The 15400-nt window shown below is 68.9% G+C and carries 12 protein-coding genes and 1 pseudogene; 6 read left to right on the forward strand and 7 right to left on the reverse strand.

Going from position 1 to position 15400, the window contains the following annotated elements:
* Nucleotides 1-1826 precede the first annotated feature (1826 nt).
* The gene (locus ACTMTU_RS35470) at nucleotides 1827-2411 is read left to right on the forward strand and encodes a hypothetical protein (RefSeq protein WP_441267544.1); all 585 of its coding nucleotides are present in this window, start codon (nucleotides 1827-1829) and stop codon (nucleotides 2409-2411) included.
* 1223 nt (nucleotides 2412-3634) lie between these two features.
* On the opposite strand, the pseudogene ACTMTU_RS35475 reads toward ACTMTU_RS35470, so the two are convergent.
* From ACTMTU_RS35475 to ACTMTU_RS35485, 3 genes and pseudogenes are all read right to left on the reverse strand, one after another.
* A pseudogene (locus ACTMTU_RS35475) lies at nucleotides 3635-4612 on the reverse strand (IS481 family transposase); the annotation flags it as partial.
* A 135-nt stretch (nucleotides 4613-4747) separates the two neighbouring features.
* Nucleotides 4748-5989, reverse strand: coding sequence for an MFS transporter (locus ACTMTU_RS35480; RefSeq protein WP_441267545.1), 1242 nt, complete (start codon nucleotides 5987-5989; stop codon nucleotides 4748-4750).
* A gap of 57 nt (nucleotides 5990-6046) precedes the next feature.
* Nucleotides 6047-6436, reverse strand: coding sequence for a GlcG/HbpS family heme-binding protein (locus ACTMTU_RS35485; RefSeq protein ID WP_441267546.1), 390 nt, complete (start codon nucleotides 6434-6436; stop codon nucleotides 6047-6049).
* 147 nt (nucleotides 6437-6583) lie between these two features.
* Between ACTMTU_RS35485 and ACTMTU_RS35490 the strand changes: the two genes are divergently transcribed.
* Together ACTMTU_RS35490 and ACTMTU_RS35495 are read left to right on the forward strand one after the other, a co-directional pair.
* The gene (locus ACTMTU_RS35490) at nucleotides 6584-7312 is read left to right on the forward strand and encodes an IclR family transcriptional regulator (protein ID WP_441267547.1); all 729 of its coding nucleotides are present in this window, start codon (nucleotides 6584-6586) and stop codon (nucleotides 7310-7312) included.
* A gap of 836 nt (nucleotides 7313-8148) precedes the next feature.
* On the forward strand, nucleotides 8149-8697 hold the full coding sequence (locus ACTMTU_RS35495) for a hypothetical protein (protein WP_225859315.1): 549 nt from the start codon (nucleotides 8149-8151) through the stop codon (nucleotides 8695-8697).
* Here ACTMTU_RS35495 and ACTMTU_RS35500 read toward each other — a convergent pair.
* From ACTMTU_RS35500 to ACTMTU_RS35515, 4 genes are all read right to left on the reverse strand, one after another.
* On the reverse strand, nucleotides 8645-9601 hold the full coding sequence (locus ACTMTU_RS35500) for an IS5 family transposase (RefSeq protein WP_441267548.1): 957 nt from the start codon (nucleotides 9599-9601) through the stop codon (nucleotides 8645-8647). The two genes, ACTMTU_RS35495 and ACTMTU_RS35500, sit on opposite strands and share 53 nt — an antisense overlap.
* Nucleotides 9602-10344: 743 nt before the next feature.
* Nucleotides 10345-10569: a hypothetical protein gene (locus tag ACTMTU_RS35505; protein WP_441267549.1), complete on the reverse strand. Its 225-nt coding sequence runs from the start codon at nucleotides 10567-10569 to the stop codon at nucleotides 10345-10347.
* Nucleotides 10570-11091: 522 nt separating this feature from the next.
* Nucleotides 11092-11553, reverse strand: a complete 462-nt coding sequence (locus tag ACTMTU_RS35510; protein WP_441267550.1) for a hypothetical protein — start codon at nucleotides 11551-11553, stop codon at nucleotides 11092-11094.
* Nucleotides 11489-12421, reverse strand: a complete 933-nt coding sequence (locus ACTMTU_RS35515) for a replication-relaxation family protein (protein ID WP_441267551.1) — start codon at nucleotides 12419-12421, stop codon at nucleotides 11489-11491. The genes ACTMTU_RS35510 and ACTMTU_RS35515 overlap by 65 nt, the downstream gene beginning before the upstream one ends.
* Here ACTMTU_RS35515 and ACTMTU_RS35520 point away from each other — a divergent pair.
* The 3 genes from ACTMTU_RS35520 to ACTMTU_RS35530 all read left to right on the forward strand — a co-directional run bounded on the left by ACTMTU_RS35520 (nucleotide 12404) and on the right by ACTMTU_RS35530 (nucleotide 15237).
* Entirely contained in the window at nucleotides 12404-12709 is a 306-nt protein-coding gene (locus ACTMTU_RS35520; protein WP_441267552.1) for a DUF6461 domain-containing protein, read from the forward strand. The genes ACTMTU_RS35515 and ACTMTU_RS35520 overlap by 18 nt on opposite strands.
* 193 nt (nucleotides 12710-12902) lie before the next feature.
* A complete protein-coding gene (locus ACTMTU_RS35525) occupies nucleotides 12903-15029 on the forward strand; it encodes a WD40 repeat domain-containing serine/threonine protein kinase (RefSeq protein ID WP_441267553.1) in 2127 nt (708 codons plus the stop codon).
* A 34-nt stretch (nucleotides 15030-15063) separates the two neighbouring features.
* The gene (locus tag ACTMTU_RS35530) at nucleotides 15064-15237 is read left to right on the forward strand and encodes a hypothetical protein (protein WP_441267554.1); all 174 of its coding nucleotides are present in this window, start codon (nucleotides 15064-15066) and stop codon (nucleotides 15235-15237) included.
* Nucleotides 15238-15400 lie beyond the last annotated feature (163 nt).

Raw genomic sequence — 15400 nt, forward strand, 5'->3', positions numbered from 1 at the left:
TCGGCCTTCGGCCGCCCCGTCCGTGCCATGGAGCAAGCCTATACATCTGAACAGAATTCCCGACTCAGAAGACTAGGTGGTCATTCAACAGGCCGAAGTGGCCCAAGTTCCACGCTGGTACCACACCAGTTCCACGGTCGGGCCTCTCACGAAAGGGCCGCGCCCAGGAACCTATTTACGTTGATCAAAATCCGAGCGAGCTGCCCACGGGAGTAAGTGTCTGTCTGGCATCCCTGTCCGTACGTTCCCGCGACCGGGATGCTGGGCGCTATGGCGTCTGGTGGGGTGGCTCGAAGGTATTGCCAGGAGTGTGGGGTGCCGCTGCTGCCGACGAAGTCGGCGGCAGCGGTGTTCTGTTCGGGTAGGTGCAGGTCACGGCGGTGGCGAAGGCTGGAACAGGCCCGCCGATGGGTGGCGGCGATGCAGCGTGGGGACGAGGCGGCGTGTCCGGTCTGTGGCCGGGGATGGACGGTGGGGGTTGAACGTCGGCGGTCGGCGGTGTTCTGTTCTGCTCGGTGCCGCACACGGGCCTGGCGGGAGAAGGCGTCACGGGATTCCGTCACGGTGACGCCATAGCCGAACGCCGCTTCCGTCCCGGCAGGACCGCTCGTTCCGCAGAGGGTTGAACGGCCTCTGCTGGACGCCTCGCGCGCCCCTTCTTTGCGCCTCCCGCCCTGGGAAGCTGCCGCTTCATTCTGATCGTGACCTGGGCTGATGTGGTGCCGATCGGTCACTGTCCGGTGGTTGGCCCTGCCCAGGACGGAGAGGGTGGAGGCGGCATGTCGGAGCGGGTCGGGAATGTCTCACGGACGCGTTACGAACAGCTGGTGGCCGAGGCGCGGGAACTGGTCGCGCAGGTCGCGAGGGCCCAGTTCGCGCTCGGCGACAAGGCTGTGGAGATCGAGCCGATGAGGCCGGTGGGCAGTTCGGTGGCCAAGGGCACCGAGGAGCTGTTCACGGTCGAGGAGTCGCTGGGACGGTGCGATCTCCGCCCGTCGGGTGGCGTCCTGGTTGGGGTGCTCAAGGGCACCGGCGGACGAAGCGGCGTCCTGGTTGGGGTGCTCAAGGGCACCGGCGGACGAAGCGCTGATTACCGGCCGGCAGCACCTCGTAGGCGTCGTGGGACGCCGGGGTGTGGAACTCGGCCATGGTCGACCCCCATCAGCCATCGCACCGCATGGTCCCGCCGGAGCTCGCCAGGGCGGGCCAGGCTGCCGTGTCGCGGCGGAGCTCTGCCGGACTCCGCCTGCGGTTGCGGAGCATGGGCCGTGCTGGAGGTTGCCGCCTCCAGCTCGGGCCCCGTGCTCCAGGCCGTGGGCGACGCTCCGAGTTCCGGCTGATCCTGCGCGCAGCAGGACGCCGCGTACGGCGAGCGCCCCGTGGAAACAATTGTTTCCACGCGATGTGAATCGAGGGGGCGGAGCGGCGGCGGCGCCGGGGCCAAAGCCCCGGGTGGTGAACCCAGGACGCGGACTCGCTTCCGTCAAAGTTTCGACGACACAGGACAGGTGTGGAGCGCGGCCCGTCTGGCCACGTGGGCGAGCGCTGTTCAAGACATCGACATCGCCGGCCTTCTTGTTGTGGCTGAGTGCCCATGGCGCGGGTGGGAGCGGCTTCGGTGAGCGCATATGCACAGGTGCGCCAAGCGGCGTTACTCAAAGTGCGCGACCAGTTTCCGAAAGCGATGATCCTGAGTAGTCGCCGCCCTTTCTACGGCGGCTGATTCATCTCGGAAGAATCAGGAGACATCCATGGCATCTGATGGCGCACCACGCTCCTGCTTGGGGCCGGTACCCAAACGGGGCGCTTGGATCACGGGCGGCGCGATGGCAACACTGGCCCTCGTGATGCTGGGCTTCAACAGCCCTGCACTGGCGACGACTCAATACCGGCCGACAGCCGGGGTGAGCCAAGCGGAACCGGACCCCGACGACTGCAGGCGACCCAAGTCGCTCTCGCTCCCTGCCATCACCGTCGGGCCGGAAGGCTACGACGAGTGCCAGGGGCGGCCCGGAGCCACCGGGCCGACCGGTCCCATGGGCGACACCGGGCCGACGGGAGCCACCGGACCCCAGGGCGAGCCAGGGGAACCGGGTGCCGTAGGCGCGACCGGGCCGACCGGTCCCACCGGCGCCGCGGGAGTCAGCGGGTTCGAGGTGGTGTCGGAACAGTTCCAGGCCCCCAACAACCCCGGCGTGAACCAGTTCTTCAGCGCGGTATGTCCTGACGGCAAGGTCGCCATCGCCGGCGGCTACAACTTCGTCCAGCCCGAAGCACCCGCCGGCGTCCTCGTCACAGACAACCGCCCCGGCCCCACCAACCCCCCCGAACGATGGGTCATCGCCATCCGCAACAACAGCGGCGGCAACGTGATCTTCAATGTCTACGCGAGCTGCGTCGTAGCCAGCTAACCTTTGAATACATGCCATGCATGCAGCCGCAACCACCTGCTACGCGGGGTGGTGGAGCCAGCCGTGCAGCTGTCGCGATTGATGCGCTTGCTGCCGCGGACGGGCTCCGAGCCGGGACCCGGGACGACAACGGCTGCTTCTCGAGTGACCACATGCGCCACTCGTTCCACACGGAGTAGTCTTCGCGCAGGCCGGCGGAGGCCAGCGCGCCAAACGAGGTAACCCGAGCCGGCCCGGCAGTGTGCGTAACCGGGCGGCGCGCTACGCGTTGAGCTGGGCGACGCGTGCACCATCCGTACCCGTGGAGGCATGCCGGGGCCCTGGCAGGACGGCGAGACCGGCCAGGGCCCGCCTCACGGCGGCTACTCACCAGTGCCAGGTGCTCACTGGTTTTTGGTGCGGGACACGGAGGCGGGCGAGGATACCGGTGCGTTGCCGCACGGTCATCACCTCTTCCTCCGCCTGGCCCTCGGCATCCGCAGCCTGCTCTCTCTCCTCACGTGCGGCCTGCGGCGCACACACACCGCACAGCTGCGGATGCGCGTCCCCTCCCTCCCATCGGACTTCGGGCCACCGCTCGTCTCGTCGCTGAACAATCCGCCGCAACTGTCCAGGCCGGGCTTGCGTCCGCGCTCCTCCTCTTCGGCAGGCTCTGCTGCTCCGCCGTGTACTCGGTTGCCTTCCCTTTCGTCTCCGGCGCGTCGGCGGTATCCCGGCACAGATTGCCGATCACCCCCCAAGGGCTGAAAGCCCGGGCGCCCGAAACGGTGGAACACCTCGCCCTCGGGTCCTTGCTCGCCCAGCAGTTCAACCCAGTGGCCACGATCGGAATCTTCCCGTCGTAGGCGGTCCGCTCCTACGTCGCAGAAGGACATCGCCTCCGAGAGAGCGGCAGAAGGGCTCACCGCCGGTGACGTCCAAGAGCACCGTCCAGCGGGACCGGCCCCGCGTGCCCTTCCCGACAGTGAAGTGCACCCCCGCCCGGTCCGCACGATGCACGGGCGCCAGCCGTAACGGGTGCCAGGGTGAAGCCATGGGCTCACCCTGGCACTCGCGGTTGATCGGGGCTTACCGACCTGTCGGGAACGGCCTTGAGTGTCAGGACTAGGTGTGGTGTCTCATGAGGTTGGTTCCACGAAGTCCTCGAACGCCAACTGCTGCGGGAACGTGTTGAGTGGTTCCGGCGACTGGTCGAAGGTCACGCGGTAGTCGCTGCCGCCGGTCCGGGTGATCGGCGGCTTCCCGCCCAAGGCGGCGTGCGGCCGCTCGTGGTTGTAGTAGTTCAGGAAGTCAGCTAGCGCGACACGGCGTTCGTACTCGGACGTGTAACCGCGCACGTAGGCCCATTCACGGACAAGGGTGCCGTTATAACGTTCGACCTTGCCATTCGTCCGAGGCGTGTAGGGCCTGGTCCGCTTGTGTTTCGTGCCCGTCTTCGCGAGCGCGTCGGACCAGGTCTGGGAGCGGTAGCACGCCCCGTTGTCGGTGAGGACTCGGTGGATCGGAGTGATGCTGTGGGCGGCAAAGAAGGCAAGGGCCCGGTGCCAGAAGACGGCCGCGGTCACGGCTTTCTCATTGTCCAGGGCCTCGGTGTAAGCGAGCCGGGAATGGTCGTCGAGCGCGGAGTGCAGGTAGGTGTAACCGACCCTGCCGGTGCCTGGACCGTCTCGTTTGGAGGCGCGGGAGGACTCGGTGCCGACGCCGTGCATCCGCCAGCCGCCGCCGGTAGGGATGCGTCCGAGCTTCTTGATGTCGACGTGGATCAGGTCGCCGGGCCGGTCGTGCTCGTAGCGGATGACTTCGCGCAACTGTTCACCGGTCGGTGGGTCCAGGTCCCGCAGTCGGTTCAGCCCGCGGCGGACCAGGATGCGGTGCACGGTGGCCGGCGCGACCGTGATGCCGTGCAGCCGTTTTAGGTCGGCTGCGAGCCGCGCGGGCCCGTACTTGGTCTGCCGCCGCAGTGCCTCCACCAAATCCGCGACGTCCTCCGCGGTGCGGGACGGGCTGGTGACCGGGCGGGAGGAGTGGTCAAGCAGACCAGCCCCACCGTGCGCCTGCCAGCGCGCGTACCACTTCGCCAGACAACGGCGGGAGATCCCGGCTTCCGCAGCGACGTGCGCGATGGGGCGCCCGGCATCCACGCGCTCGCATAGTCGGCGTCGCCCTTCCGGCGTCAGCGGGGCATTGGGATGCCCCGCCATATCAGCCCGTCCCGGTGTCAAAGGTGAGTGCCCTCTCTATTTCAGCGTGCACGCGGCGCTGACGATGCCCGCCCCTCCGTGGCCTGAGTCGTCCCCGAGCACAACGCCGGGATCGGCGCCCTGCGCTTCTGGAAATTAGTAATCTTGCTGATGGGCGTGGTGCGAGAAGGACTGCGGTTGTGTAGTGGGGGCGTCGCCCTGGTGCTGCTGCGGTTGCCTGTCCATCCGCGTGGTGCGTCGTGCGGTGATGCCCGTGGTGGCCGCGAGGGCGACCAGGGCGAGGGCGATGGCCACCCACGGAGTGCGGGCGGGATCGCCGTGGTCCAGGACGAGGCCGCCGGTGAAGGACGCGGTGGCGATGCCGGCGTTGAAGGCGGCGATGTTCAGGCCGCTGGCGGCCTTCTCCGCTCCCGGACCGTGGGTGGAGGCGAGAGCGACAGCGTGGGTCTGCACCGCGGGGGAGATCAAGAAGGCGAAGATGCCCCAGACGGCGATGTTGACCGCGACGGCGACCGCGTGGTTCTGGGTGATCAGGAGCGCGGCCAGGGAGATGACCAGGCCGGTCAGGGATGTGCGGATCACGAGGACGGGACCGCGGCGGTCGGTCAGGCGTCCGCCGAGGAGGTTCCCGGCCACGGTGGCGGCGCCGAAGAGCATCAGGATCCAGGTGACCGCTGTGGTGGTGTAGTTGGCGTGCCGGGTGAGGAGGGGTTCGAGGTAGGTGAAGACGGCGAAGGTGGCGCCGAAGCCCAGGGCGGTGACGGTGTAGGTCAGCGCGAGGGGGCGGTGGGCGAGCAAGGCGAGTTGTTCGCGTACGCGCACTCCCTGCCCGCCGGAGGCGGAGGGGATCAGTGCCCAGAGGGTCACGGCGGCGGCCAGGCCGAGCGCGGCAACGAGGGTGAAGGTGGCACGCCAGCCGACTGCTGTGCCGATGGCGGTGCCGGCGGGAACGCCGACGACCATGGCGACCGTCAGGCCGAGGAACATCAGGGCGATCGCCCGGCCGGCCTTGTCTTTGGGGACCAGTGCGGCGGCGACGGGAGCGCCGAGGGCGAAGACGGTGCCGTGGGCGGCGCCGGCTACGGCCCGGCCGATCATCAGGCCGGTCAGGTTCGGGGAAACGGCGACGGCAAGGTTGCCGAGGGCGAACAGGACCATGAGGCCGGCGAGCATGGTGCGGGAGTTGTGGCGGCTCAGCCAGCTGGTCAGGAGCGGGGAGAGTACGGTGATGGCCAATGCGTAGACGGTCACCAGCAGGCCAGCGGTGCCGAGGTCGGTATGGACGTCGGCGGCGATGACCGGGAGCAGGCCGACGAGGACGAACTCGCTGATGCCGATGGCGAAAGCGGCAAGGGTGAGGGAGAGCAGGCGGATCATCCGGGGAACCTTCCGAGGGAAGTGCGGCCGACGGGCCGAGCCCGTCGGCCGGGGTGGTCAGCGCAGCGCGGCGGCACCGAGGCGAGCGAGTTCCTCATCGGCCTCCACCGTGGCTCCGGCGACGCCGACCGCGCCAAGGGTCTGGCCTGCTTGGCGCAGCTGCACGCCGCCGCCGAAGCTGATCAAGCCGCCGTTGGTGTGCTCCAGGGTGTAGATCGCGCCGCCGGGCTGCGCGTCCTGGCCCAGGGCGATGCTGTCGGTGCCGAACAGAGCCGCGGTACGGGCCTTCTTGATGCTCACGTCGATCGGCCCGGCCAGCGCGCCGTCCATCCGATGGAAGGTCACCAGGTGACCGGCCTGGTCGACGACCGCGACGCTGACCGCGAACCCTCGCTGGTGAGCGGCTGACGTAACTGCCTGCACGACCTGCTGCACGGACTCCACCATCAATTCCTCCATGATGAACTGAGCCGGTTTCCGCCCGGCCCTAATCTTGCGATGCTGAATGATTCCACCGTACGAAGAGATTCCTCAATGTCAAATCTCGGCTCTAGAATCATTGACTAGATTCCACTATGATGAATTGGAGTTCCGATGATCCAGTCAGTGCAGCGCGCGTTCCAGCTACTGGAGGCCATCGCAGCCGCCCCCGGCGGGGCCCGGCTCAGCGACATCGCGGACGCTGCGCAGCTGAACCGCAGCACCACACACAATCTGCTGGCCACACTCCAGGAGCTCGGATACGTCACCCAGCCCTCCCGCGGCGGCGTCTACACTCTCACCGACCGCCTCACCGACCTCGCCCGCGGCGCCTCAGTCGCCGACGACCTGCTGCGCGAACGTCTACACCCCACCCTGGAGAAGATCACCCAACACACCGGGGAAACGAGCTACTTGGCTGTCCCTGCCGGGGCCCAGTACCTCTGCCTCGACGCTGTGGAAGCCCAAGCCCCGCTGCGGCTGACCATCCCCGTTGGTGGCCGCGAACCCCTGCTCGGCACCGCCATCGGCCACGCTCTCTTGTCAGGACGGCCCGACCTGCATCACCGCCTCGCGGCGGACCAGCCCGCGGCCTGGAACAAGGCCGCCGCCAGCGTGGAGCAGGCCCGCACCGACGGCTATGCCCTCGACCTGGCCCGCTTCCACCCTGACATCTCCTGCACGGCCGTACCCGTGTGGGACGGCAACCGGGCACGCGCTGCCATCGCCGTCGCCGGACCCACCACTCGCCTACCCGAAATCCGCCTGCGCCAGATCGCCACCCACATCCGGGAAATTATCGAGGCTGGACACATCCAAGTGACCCACCACAGCGACACGTAGCCCCAGACGTTCAACCCTCAAGGACGCCTCCCCGACGCCGTCAATCGCAGACGCGGTACCAACCTCCAGAGACAGCACAACTAGGCGACCGTTTCGCAGATGGAGTACCAGGTGACGGCAGGGTTCTGATCGGGTGAATCGTTCCGTACACCGGTCGACCAGCCGTTGAGCGTAGCGTCGGGATAGGACTGGGAGATCGTAGTGGCTGCCGTGTTGGACTGGATGCCCCCGGACACGGGCTCTAGCCTTCGGGGCATTCCGGGGTTTGACGATCGGCCGATCCGGGGGGGCATGTTGATTGGGCCCTCGGTGACGACTTCGCGGGTGCCCGCCGAACCGGTGGGGCCGGCGGGGCCCGTATCACCCGTTGGCCCGGTAGGGCCTGGGTCACCCTGTGGACCCATCGGCCCCGTTGGGCCGTGGGGCCTGGGTCGCCCTGTGCACCCGTCGGGCCGGTCGGACCCGTGGGGCCCGCCGGACCCGCCGGGCCCTCGCTGCAGTCGTCCTCGCCGCCTCGAAGTGGCCAGTCCTTGCACGTGTCGTCCCCGCCGCTCGGGTCGCTCGTGGCGCTCACGTGTTCGCCAATGCTCTGAGCCGCGACCGGGCTGACCACCCCCGCTGCCAGGACCAGCGCGAGTGAGGCGACGGCGCCGGCGGCTCTCCAGTTGGCTCGGTGGGGCAGAGGTCCCAGCGGGGACCGTGGCGGAATGTCTGGGCTCAGAAGCCGTATCTCAACCGAACATGATCGCTTGATTCCTGCTGGTCAGGCATGGTCTCGGTCGGGGTGAGGGAGGCATCTGGTGTTCTGCTTGCGCTGGTTCGTCGAGGGGTGCGCGATGGCGTCGATGCTGGGGTTGCTGGAGGCGCGGGAAATGTCTGCCCGCGAGCGGGTGGAGGTGCTGCGGGAGGAGGCGGCTCGTACGGCTGCGGCCTTGGAGGCCGGCGAGATCGAGCTGGACCGGCGGGTGATCGCTCGCGAGGAGCTCGTGGACGCCCTGGCCGCATCCGCCGCCGAGACCACTGCCGTGACGGAAGCCCAGGGTGAGGGAGAAACGGCGCCCATTCCCGTTCCCGCGCCTGCGGCCGCGTCGGTTCCGGGAGCGATCGTGCCGCCCTGGCGGGAGGGGCTTGAGGTGGCGGTGCTCTCGCCGGACAATCAGCGGATCTTGAATGTGCTGCAGGACCGGCCGGACCTGGAACCCTTGCGGGCCAAGGACATCGCGGCCGTGATGGGCATCGACACGGCAGTGGCGGCGAAGGTCGAGGGGGTGCGCTCGAAGGCGAAACGCCTGGCCGAGCGGGGCTGGTTGCTCCAGGAGGCGTCCGGCGCGTTCAGTGCCGGCCGCAGGGTCGTGGCCTCGCCAGGCGGCGGCTCATCCGCGTGATCATCGGCCATTGGATCATCGCCTCGCTGGTCGCGGTGAGCGTCTCGTAGTCCCGGCACAAACGGCGCGAGTGCATCAGCCAGCCCAGGGTGCGCTCGACCACCCACCGCCTCGGCAGCACCACGAACCCCTCCATGTCATCGGTGCGCTTGACGACTTCGAGGGCGAAGGCGAGCTTGTGCCGGCACCAGTCGATGAGGGCCCCGGTGTAGCCGCCGTCCGCCCAGACCAGGCAGATGTCCCGGTGCAGCTCGCGCAGCCGTCTCAGCAGGCCGACGGCCGCCTCACGGTCCCCGATGTTCGCGGCGGTCACGGCCACGACGAGCAGCAAACCCAGGCAGTCGGTCACGATGTGCCGCTTCCGCCCGTTGATCAGCTTGCCGCCGTCGAAGCCGCGTGAGGCGGCGGGAACACTCGCGGCGGCCTTCACCGACTGCGCGTCAATGATCCCCGCCGTCGGCTCCGCCTCGCGCCCCTCGCGCTCGCGCACCTTCCCGCGCAGCCGGTCGTGGAACTCCGCGACCAGCCCGCTCTCGCGCCAGCGGCGGAAGAAGGCATAGACCCGGGCCCAGTGGGGGAAGTCCGCCGGCATCGACCGCCAGGAGATCCCGCCCGCGACCAGGTAGCGGATCGCGTCCAGCATCTGGCGGTGGCAGTATCCCTCGGGCTGCCCGCCGCGGCCCTCCAGCCAGGACGGCGTGGGCAGCAAGGGCCGCACCGCCAACCACTCCGCGTCCGTCATGTCCGACGGATACCGGCGCTGCCTCTCGGGATGATCGGCAGCGTTGCCGTACATGTGCGCGAGGCAATCGCACGACACGACGGGCGAGTTGAAGTCGACGGGCGCAACCGCGTACACATGTGACAACAGGGCCTCCCGGTACTGCTCGGACTGGATTCGCATCCCCGAGCTACCGAGAGGCCCTGCCCTCATGCGCATACAGCCGGAAGATCACCCCATCAGGAACCCTGTTCGACCCACACGTTCCATGATCGGTTGAGATACAGCTATTTACGGTCTCAGCCAATCGACGAAGGTCGCAGTTTGGTAAGCACTTACGCCTTCAGCGTTCACCGGGAATCCACTCTGCTCTGCCGCAGGATGGTCATGCCAGTCGGCGGCTTCGGCGTCGGTCATCAGCGGCACTTGAGCCGGGTGGGCGTCGCCGTCCCGGGGGCCGTGGAGGAGCAGCTCCCGTGCCGCTCCAGACCGCCCGCCCTCATCTCCCAGGCGGCCGCAGAGGGGAAGTCAGCTCCCAGCCAGCGCAGAAATCCGGGGTTGACCAGGCAGGATGCGCCAACGCCCTGGTGGGGGTCGGCCCCCCACTCGGCCCCTCACACGGCCCTCCAGTTGGCCCTCCAGTTGGCCCTCTAGTTGGCCCCCCATTTGGCCCCTCTAGTTGGTTCCGGCCATTGGCTAATGATCCAAGGGCGCAGCGCATCCGGCTGCACAGGAGGCAGGCCGCCCCGGGGTGTGGAGCGGGGGCGAGCGCACACGAAAGGTCGTTCCCATGGGGATTGCGTGACCGGACGGTCTACCCGCCGTTGTGCTGGGCACGCGTGCACCATCCGTCCCCACGGCAAGCGCACGCCGGGCCCTGGCCGGGGTGGGTGAGACCGACCAGGGCCCGCCCCCTGCTCCGTGAATCAGGCAGCGGTCCACTGATGCGGGCGCCCGCCACGCCACTCCACGAACCTCGGATCATCGAGCACCATCCCAGGGTCGGCAATTCCGGCGGCCTCGAGGAACACGACCAGGTCATGATCCGAGTAAGCGGTGCCGAGGATCTCGTCCCGGCCCAGGAAGTGCGCAGTCACCCGCCGGCCGGCCGACGCGGACAGTCGGTGCACGGCGATCGGCGCGGTACTCATGCCCCCAGACTCACCCGACCGCACCATGCCGACCAGTCGGGGAGCCGTTACTCCTTGACGTGTTCGGAATCAGGGAGTTCCGGAGGGAAGTGGGCGGGCGGCCTTGCCCCGCTGTCTTGGGCTTGCCCACCGCCGAGGGGCAGGCGCGCGGTGACCGCGTCCTCGACGGTGAGGATCGGCAAAGGCGCGGCGCTCACGCCGCCCGTCGACCACCGGCGCGGCAGCGCCGAGAGCGAGGCCCAGCGCAGCGCCACCCCATCCCTAGGCAGCAGATCGACTCTCCACCACCTCAAACGAAGGGATGTCAGCGCACCGGATGTCCTGAGAATGCCCTGTGAGCAGGGACTTTGCCTGTTCTCCCGGCGAGCCGGTGTCACCCATGTTGTGAGGGTTGCTGTCACCCCCTGTGTGACCCATGTTGTCACCCTTGTTGTCACCCCCGTCGCGGCTGCTGTTGGCGCCTCGGTCCGGGGTTAGGCGGGCCTTGGCGGTCGCCGCATCCACGGGGAGCAGCGTCGCTGGCTATCGTTCCGTGGCGCGTGCGCGCAGGCGGGCCATGATGCCGTTCGCCGGCGCCGCATCCTCCGTGCGGCGTTCGCCTTCGAGTTCGCGGCGCGCGTGCTCGCAGCGGGGGCACAGCCGCCCTGCTGAGGCTGGTAGCCGTCCTCGCCCGTCATGTCGGCAGCGACATCGGTGCCGACATGACGGGCACGACCACGGCCAGGCCGCATTCAGCTCGTCCCGGCGCTGCCGGTCCTCGAGGACCCGCGCCCGCTCCCGCTCGGTGCGGCGCTGCTCGTCGCGGGCGTCGTACTCCGCCTTGGTGCGGGCGTTGGTCAGTGCGTCGGTCAGGGGCTGCCAGTTGGAGCGGCCGAAGCGCCACCAGATCGGCCCGTGCGGGCCCTTGGCGCACAGGTGCTCAAGGTGGGTGGCGACGACGGGGACGGTGTCGGTGAAGTCCCACCAGCCCGTCCTGCTGCTCACCGTCGACGGGCGGCTGCCAGCCGGTGTCGATGTACCAGCGGCCTTCCCAGCACGCACGGGAGGCTTCCTTGATCTTCTTCATGCGGCGCATCCGCGCCTCCGGACCAACGTCCTTGGTGAACACCAAGGCGACCGGGGGGTAGCCGCCGCGGCCGGATTCGTCCCACAGCGTCGACCACAGCGGGATGTCGCGGCCGCGGTGGTCCTTGACCTGCCGGCGGAAGAATTCGCGGTAGCGGACGATTTTCCGGGCGACGACCTCGGCCGGCTCGGTGTGGTTGTCGACCTCCACGAACAGCACCGGAACATCGTCCTCCGGCGCGATGAGGACCGCGTCCGAACGAAGGGAGCCCTTCGCCGGGGCGGTGAACGTGCCCGCGACCGGCAGCGCGACCTCCGTCTCCCAGCCCCGCAGATGCCCCAGGCCCTGCGGCCGCACGGGCAGCACCCGTTGCTTCGGCGGCTTCGTGGTGCGGCGGGCGACCGGCTTCGTCGGCAGCGGCGGTGACTGGCGGAACGCGTCGATCGTGTCCGTCACGGCCAGGGCGTGCGCGGCACCGGCCTTCGCCGCATCCCGCGCCGTGCCGCCCATCCCCCGCACCGGGCGCCCGAGCTCGCTCGCCGCCGCCGCCAGACCGGCCGTCGTCAAATTCCACAGATCGTGCCGCACCGGCCTGCCCGACGGGCCCGGGCGAACCGCCCGGCCGACCGACTCCGCCGGCCCGGCATGGCGCAGGTCCTTGCACGCGTTACGGACCGTCTGCACATCCGCCGTCCCCGGCAGCACCAACTGCCGCAACTGCTCGGCCGTGGCGACCTTCACCACCCCCAACGCCAGCAGCACCAACGCATGCGCTGGGTCTCGCACTTCGTGAACATCAACGGGCTCGACGCATTCCTCTGGGCCGAGGACTCGACGAAGCGCCTGTGGTTCGAGCCGATGTTCCCGGACAGCCGGTGGGGCACAACCCCCGACGAAGTCCTGCAGCCCATGCACGACATCGGCTTCCAGTTCTGGGCGGAGACCTCCGACACCGCGGACTCCCTGGCGGGCCCAGCGGCGTTCGCACTCGCCGAGCATCTGACCGGCATCCGCATCACACCAGGGCTGCTTCAGGAGACCACGTTCGTCTGCGGCAGCACCGAGGTGACGTGACGTGGCAGGACGGTCGCGTATTACGCCGTCATGAAGACGGTCCCAAGGGGACGTCCGCTGGTTCTGGTGTGAAGGACGCAAGGGATGCTCCCTCAGGGGTTGTATGTCACGTGTGTGGCACGAGGACCCCGCAGATCGAACCGTTCCGCACGGGGGTAGGTTCAGCCCCGACTTCACGAAGCGGAGAGGACCGATGGAGCCTTTGAGGGAGCCGGAGCGGCTTGTCGCCGGCGAGTTCCGGCTGGTGGCGGAGCTGGGCCGGGGCGGTATGGGGAGGGTGCTCCTCGGCGTCTCTCCGGACGGGCGGCTGGTGGCCGTAAAGCTGGTGCACGAGGAGTTCACGCAGGACGGTGGGTTCCGGGCGCGCTTTCGTCGTGAGGTCGAGGCATCCCGCCGGGTCTCCGGTGCCTATACGGCTGCCGTGGTCGGCGCGGACGCCGGGGTGCCGCAGCCGTGGCTGGCATCGGTCTTCGTACCCGGGCCCACCGTCAGTCTGGTCGTAGAGCGGACAGGTCCGCTGCCCACCGCGCCTCTCGTTCGGCTGGCCTCCGGACTCGCCGCGGCACTCACGGAGATTCACCGCGCGGGTCTGGTCCACCGGGATCTGAAGCCGTCGAACGTCCTGCTCTCCGCCGACGGCCCCAGGGTCATCGACTTCGGCATCGCCCGAGCCGCCGACACGGGTGACGGTACGGAGATCACCCGGACCGGCCTGGTCGTCGGCTCCCCCGCGTTCATGTCGCCGGAGCAGGCAGAGGGACGGCGACTCACGCCCGCGAGTGATGTGTTCTCCCTCGGAGCGGTGCTGGTCCGGGCGGGCACCGGGCACAACCCGTTCGCGGGGGACTCGGCGCTGATGACGCTCTATAACGTGGTGCACGGCGAGCCCGATCTGACGGGCATGCCGGAACATCTGCGGGAACTCGTTGAACTGTGTCTGGCCAAGGATCCGGCGGCGCGGCCGAGCCCCGAAGAGATCATGGCTTTCATGGGGCCCGTCCCACCGTCCGTGCGGCCGTGGCCCGATGACGTCCATGCGTTGATCGACGCACAGCACGCGGAGATCGCCCGAGTGCTGGGGCTCCGCGGGACGGGGGATGTACGGATCGGGGACGGAGAGGCCAACGTCACCGGCACCCTGCTGATGCGGCCCGAACCACCTCCCGCGCGGCGCCGGCTTCCCGACCGGCGGACGCTGCTGCTCGGCGGGGTCGGCGGCGCCAGTGCGATCCTGGCGACGGCGCTGGCCGTGGACAAGCTCACCGGGCCGTCGTCGCGGAAAGGGTCGCACCCGACGCCGTCACCAACTTCGCCGTCACCGGAACCCTCTGCAACAGCCTCCCCGGAAGCCGGCCCCGAACGGACCGCCGCCTACACCCTCTCGGCGAAGTTCCCGAGCTATCTCACCGCCGTCCGCTTCAGCCGAAACGGCCGGCTGCTCGCTGTCGGGGACCGCAGAGGCGCCGTGCTGCTCTGCGACGCTACGACCCTTGAGGTCACGTCACCGCTCGTGGACGGTGAGTACGGCACCACCGGCGACGTGATGTTCTCCCCGGACGGCAGACTCCTCGCCAGCGTCGACGAGGACGCGACCCTCATGCTGTGGGACGTACAGGGGCGCACGAGAACCGCCGAGCTCCGAGGCCTCAAGGAACAGGAGAACGCCATCTCGTCGTATTCCCTTGCATTCAGCGGCGACGGCGGGACCCTCGCCCTGGCCTCGAACCAGACGATCACGCTGTGGAACGTGCGCACCCAGGCCAGGGTCGCCACGCTCCGGCAGCCCTTGGACGACCCCGATCCCGGATGGGGTGATCTCGACGGAGTCGTGCTCACCGACCGCGGCCGCACGGCGATCACCGTCACGACGTCAGGCAACCTGCGCTTCTGGGACGTCGGACGGGGCACGATCACGGCAACGATCCGCGCCTACCCCGACGAGGCTTCCCGGGATGTCGCGGTCACCTCCGACGGCAAGTTGCTGGCTGTCGGCGGCGCCGGAACGGTCGGACTCTGGGAGCCCGCCGGCCGCCGGAAAGCAGGCGCACTCGACCTCGGCTCGGACGACGACATCATCTCCCTTGCGTTCAGTCACGACGGGGCTCTCCTGGCGGGAGGAAGCCTGTCCGGCGAGACGGGCGTATGGTCCACCCGCACCCGCAAGACCATCCGAACGTTCGACTCTGAGAGCGGCGGAGGCGAGACACAGCTCAGCAAAGCCATCGCCGGGGCGTCCCCGTCATCTCTCGACTTCAGCCCCGACAGGGGCAGCCTCGCCGTTGGCTACGACCACCACATCGTGCTCTGGAAGATGCCGTGACGCCCCGGCACGGCCGCCCGTACGAAACCGCGCCATGATGCCCGGAAAGGTCCTGGCAGCGGAGCCCGTCGGCGACCGCGGCGAGCACCAGGTCGTTGGTGGTGATGAGACCCGCCTCGGCGCCCCGCCCCTCCGGGGCGGTACCGAAGCGGGCGAGAAGCTCGTGCGCATCTTCGCCGAACTGCTCCACGACGGCGGGGCAGCGTGACGCAACCGCCACGTCCAGAGGAATTTGTATGCCGCTTCAATCACCTTTCTGCCGTATCAGACGGAGAGCATGGCATATCGGTCGAGAAGTCACGGCTCGTTCCTGTTCCTGAGGCGACCGGTTCGGTGAGGGCTCTTGCTGACGAACTGGCGCTAAACGTGCT

It is taken from the genome of Streptomyces sp. OZ13, from assembly GCF_052068155.1.
Taxonomy (GTDB): Bacteria; Actinomycetota; Actinomycetes; order Streptomycetales; family Streptomycetaceae; genus Streptomyces.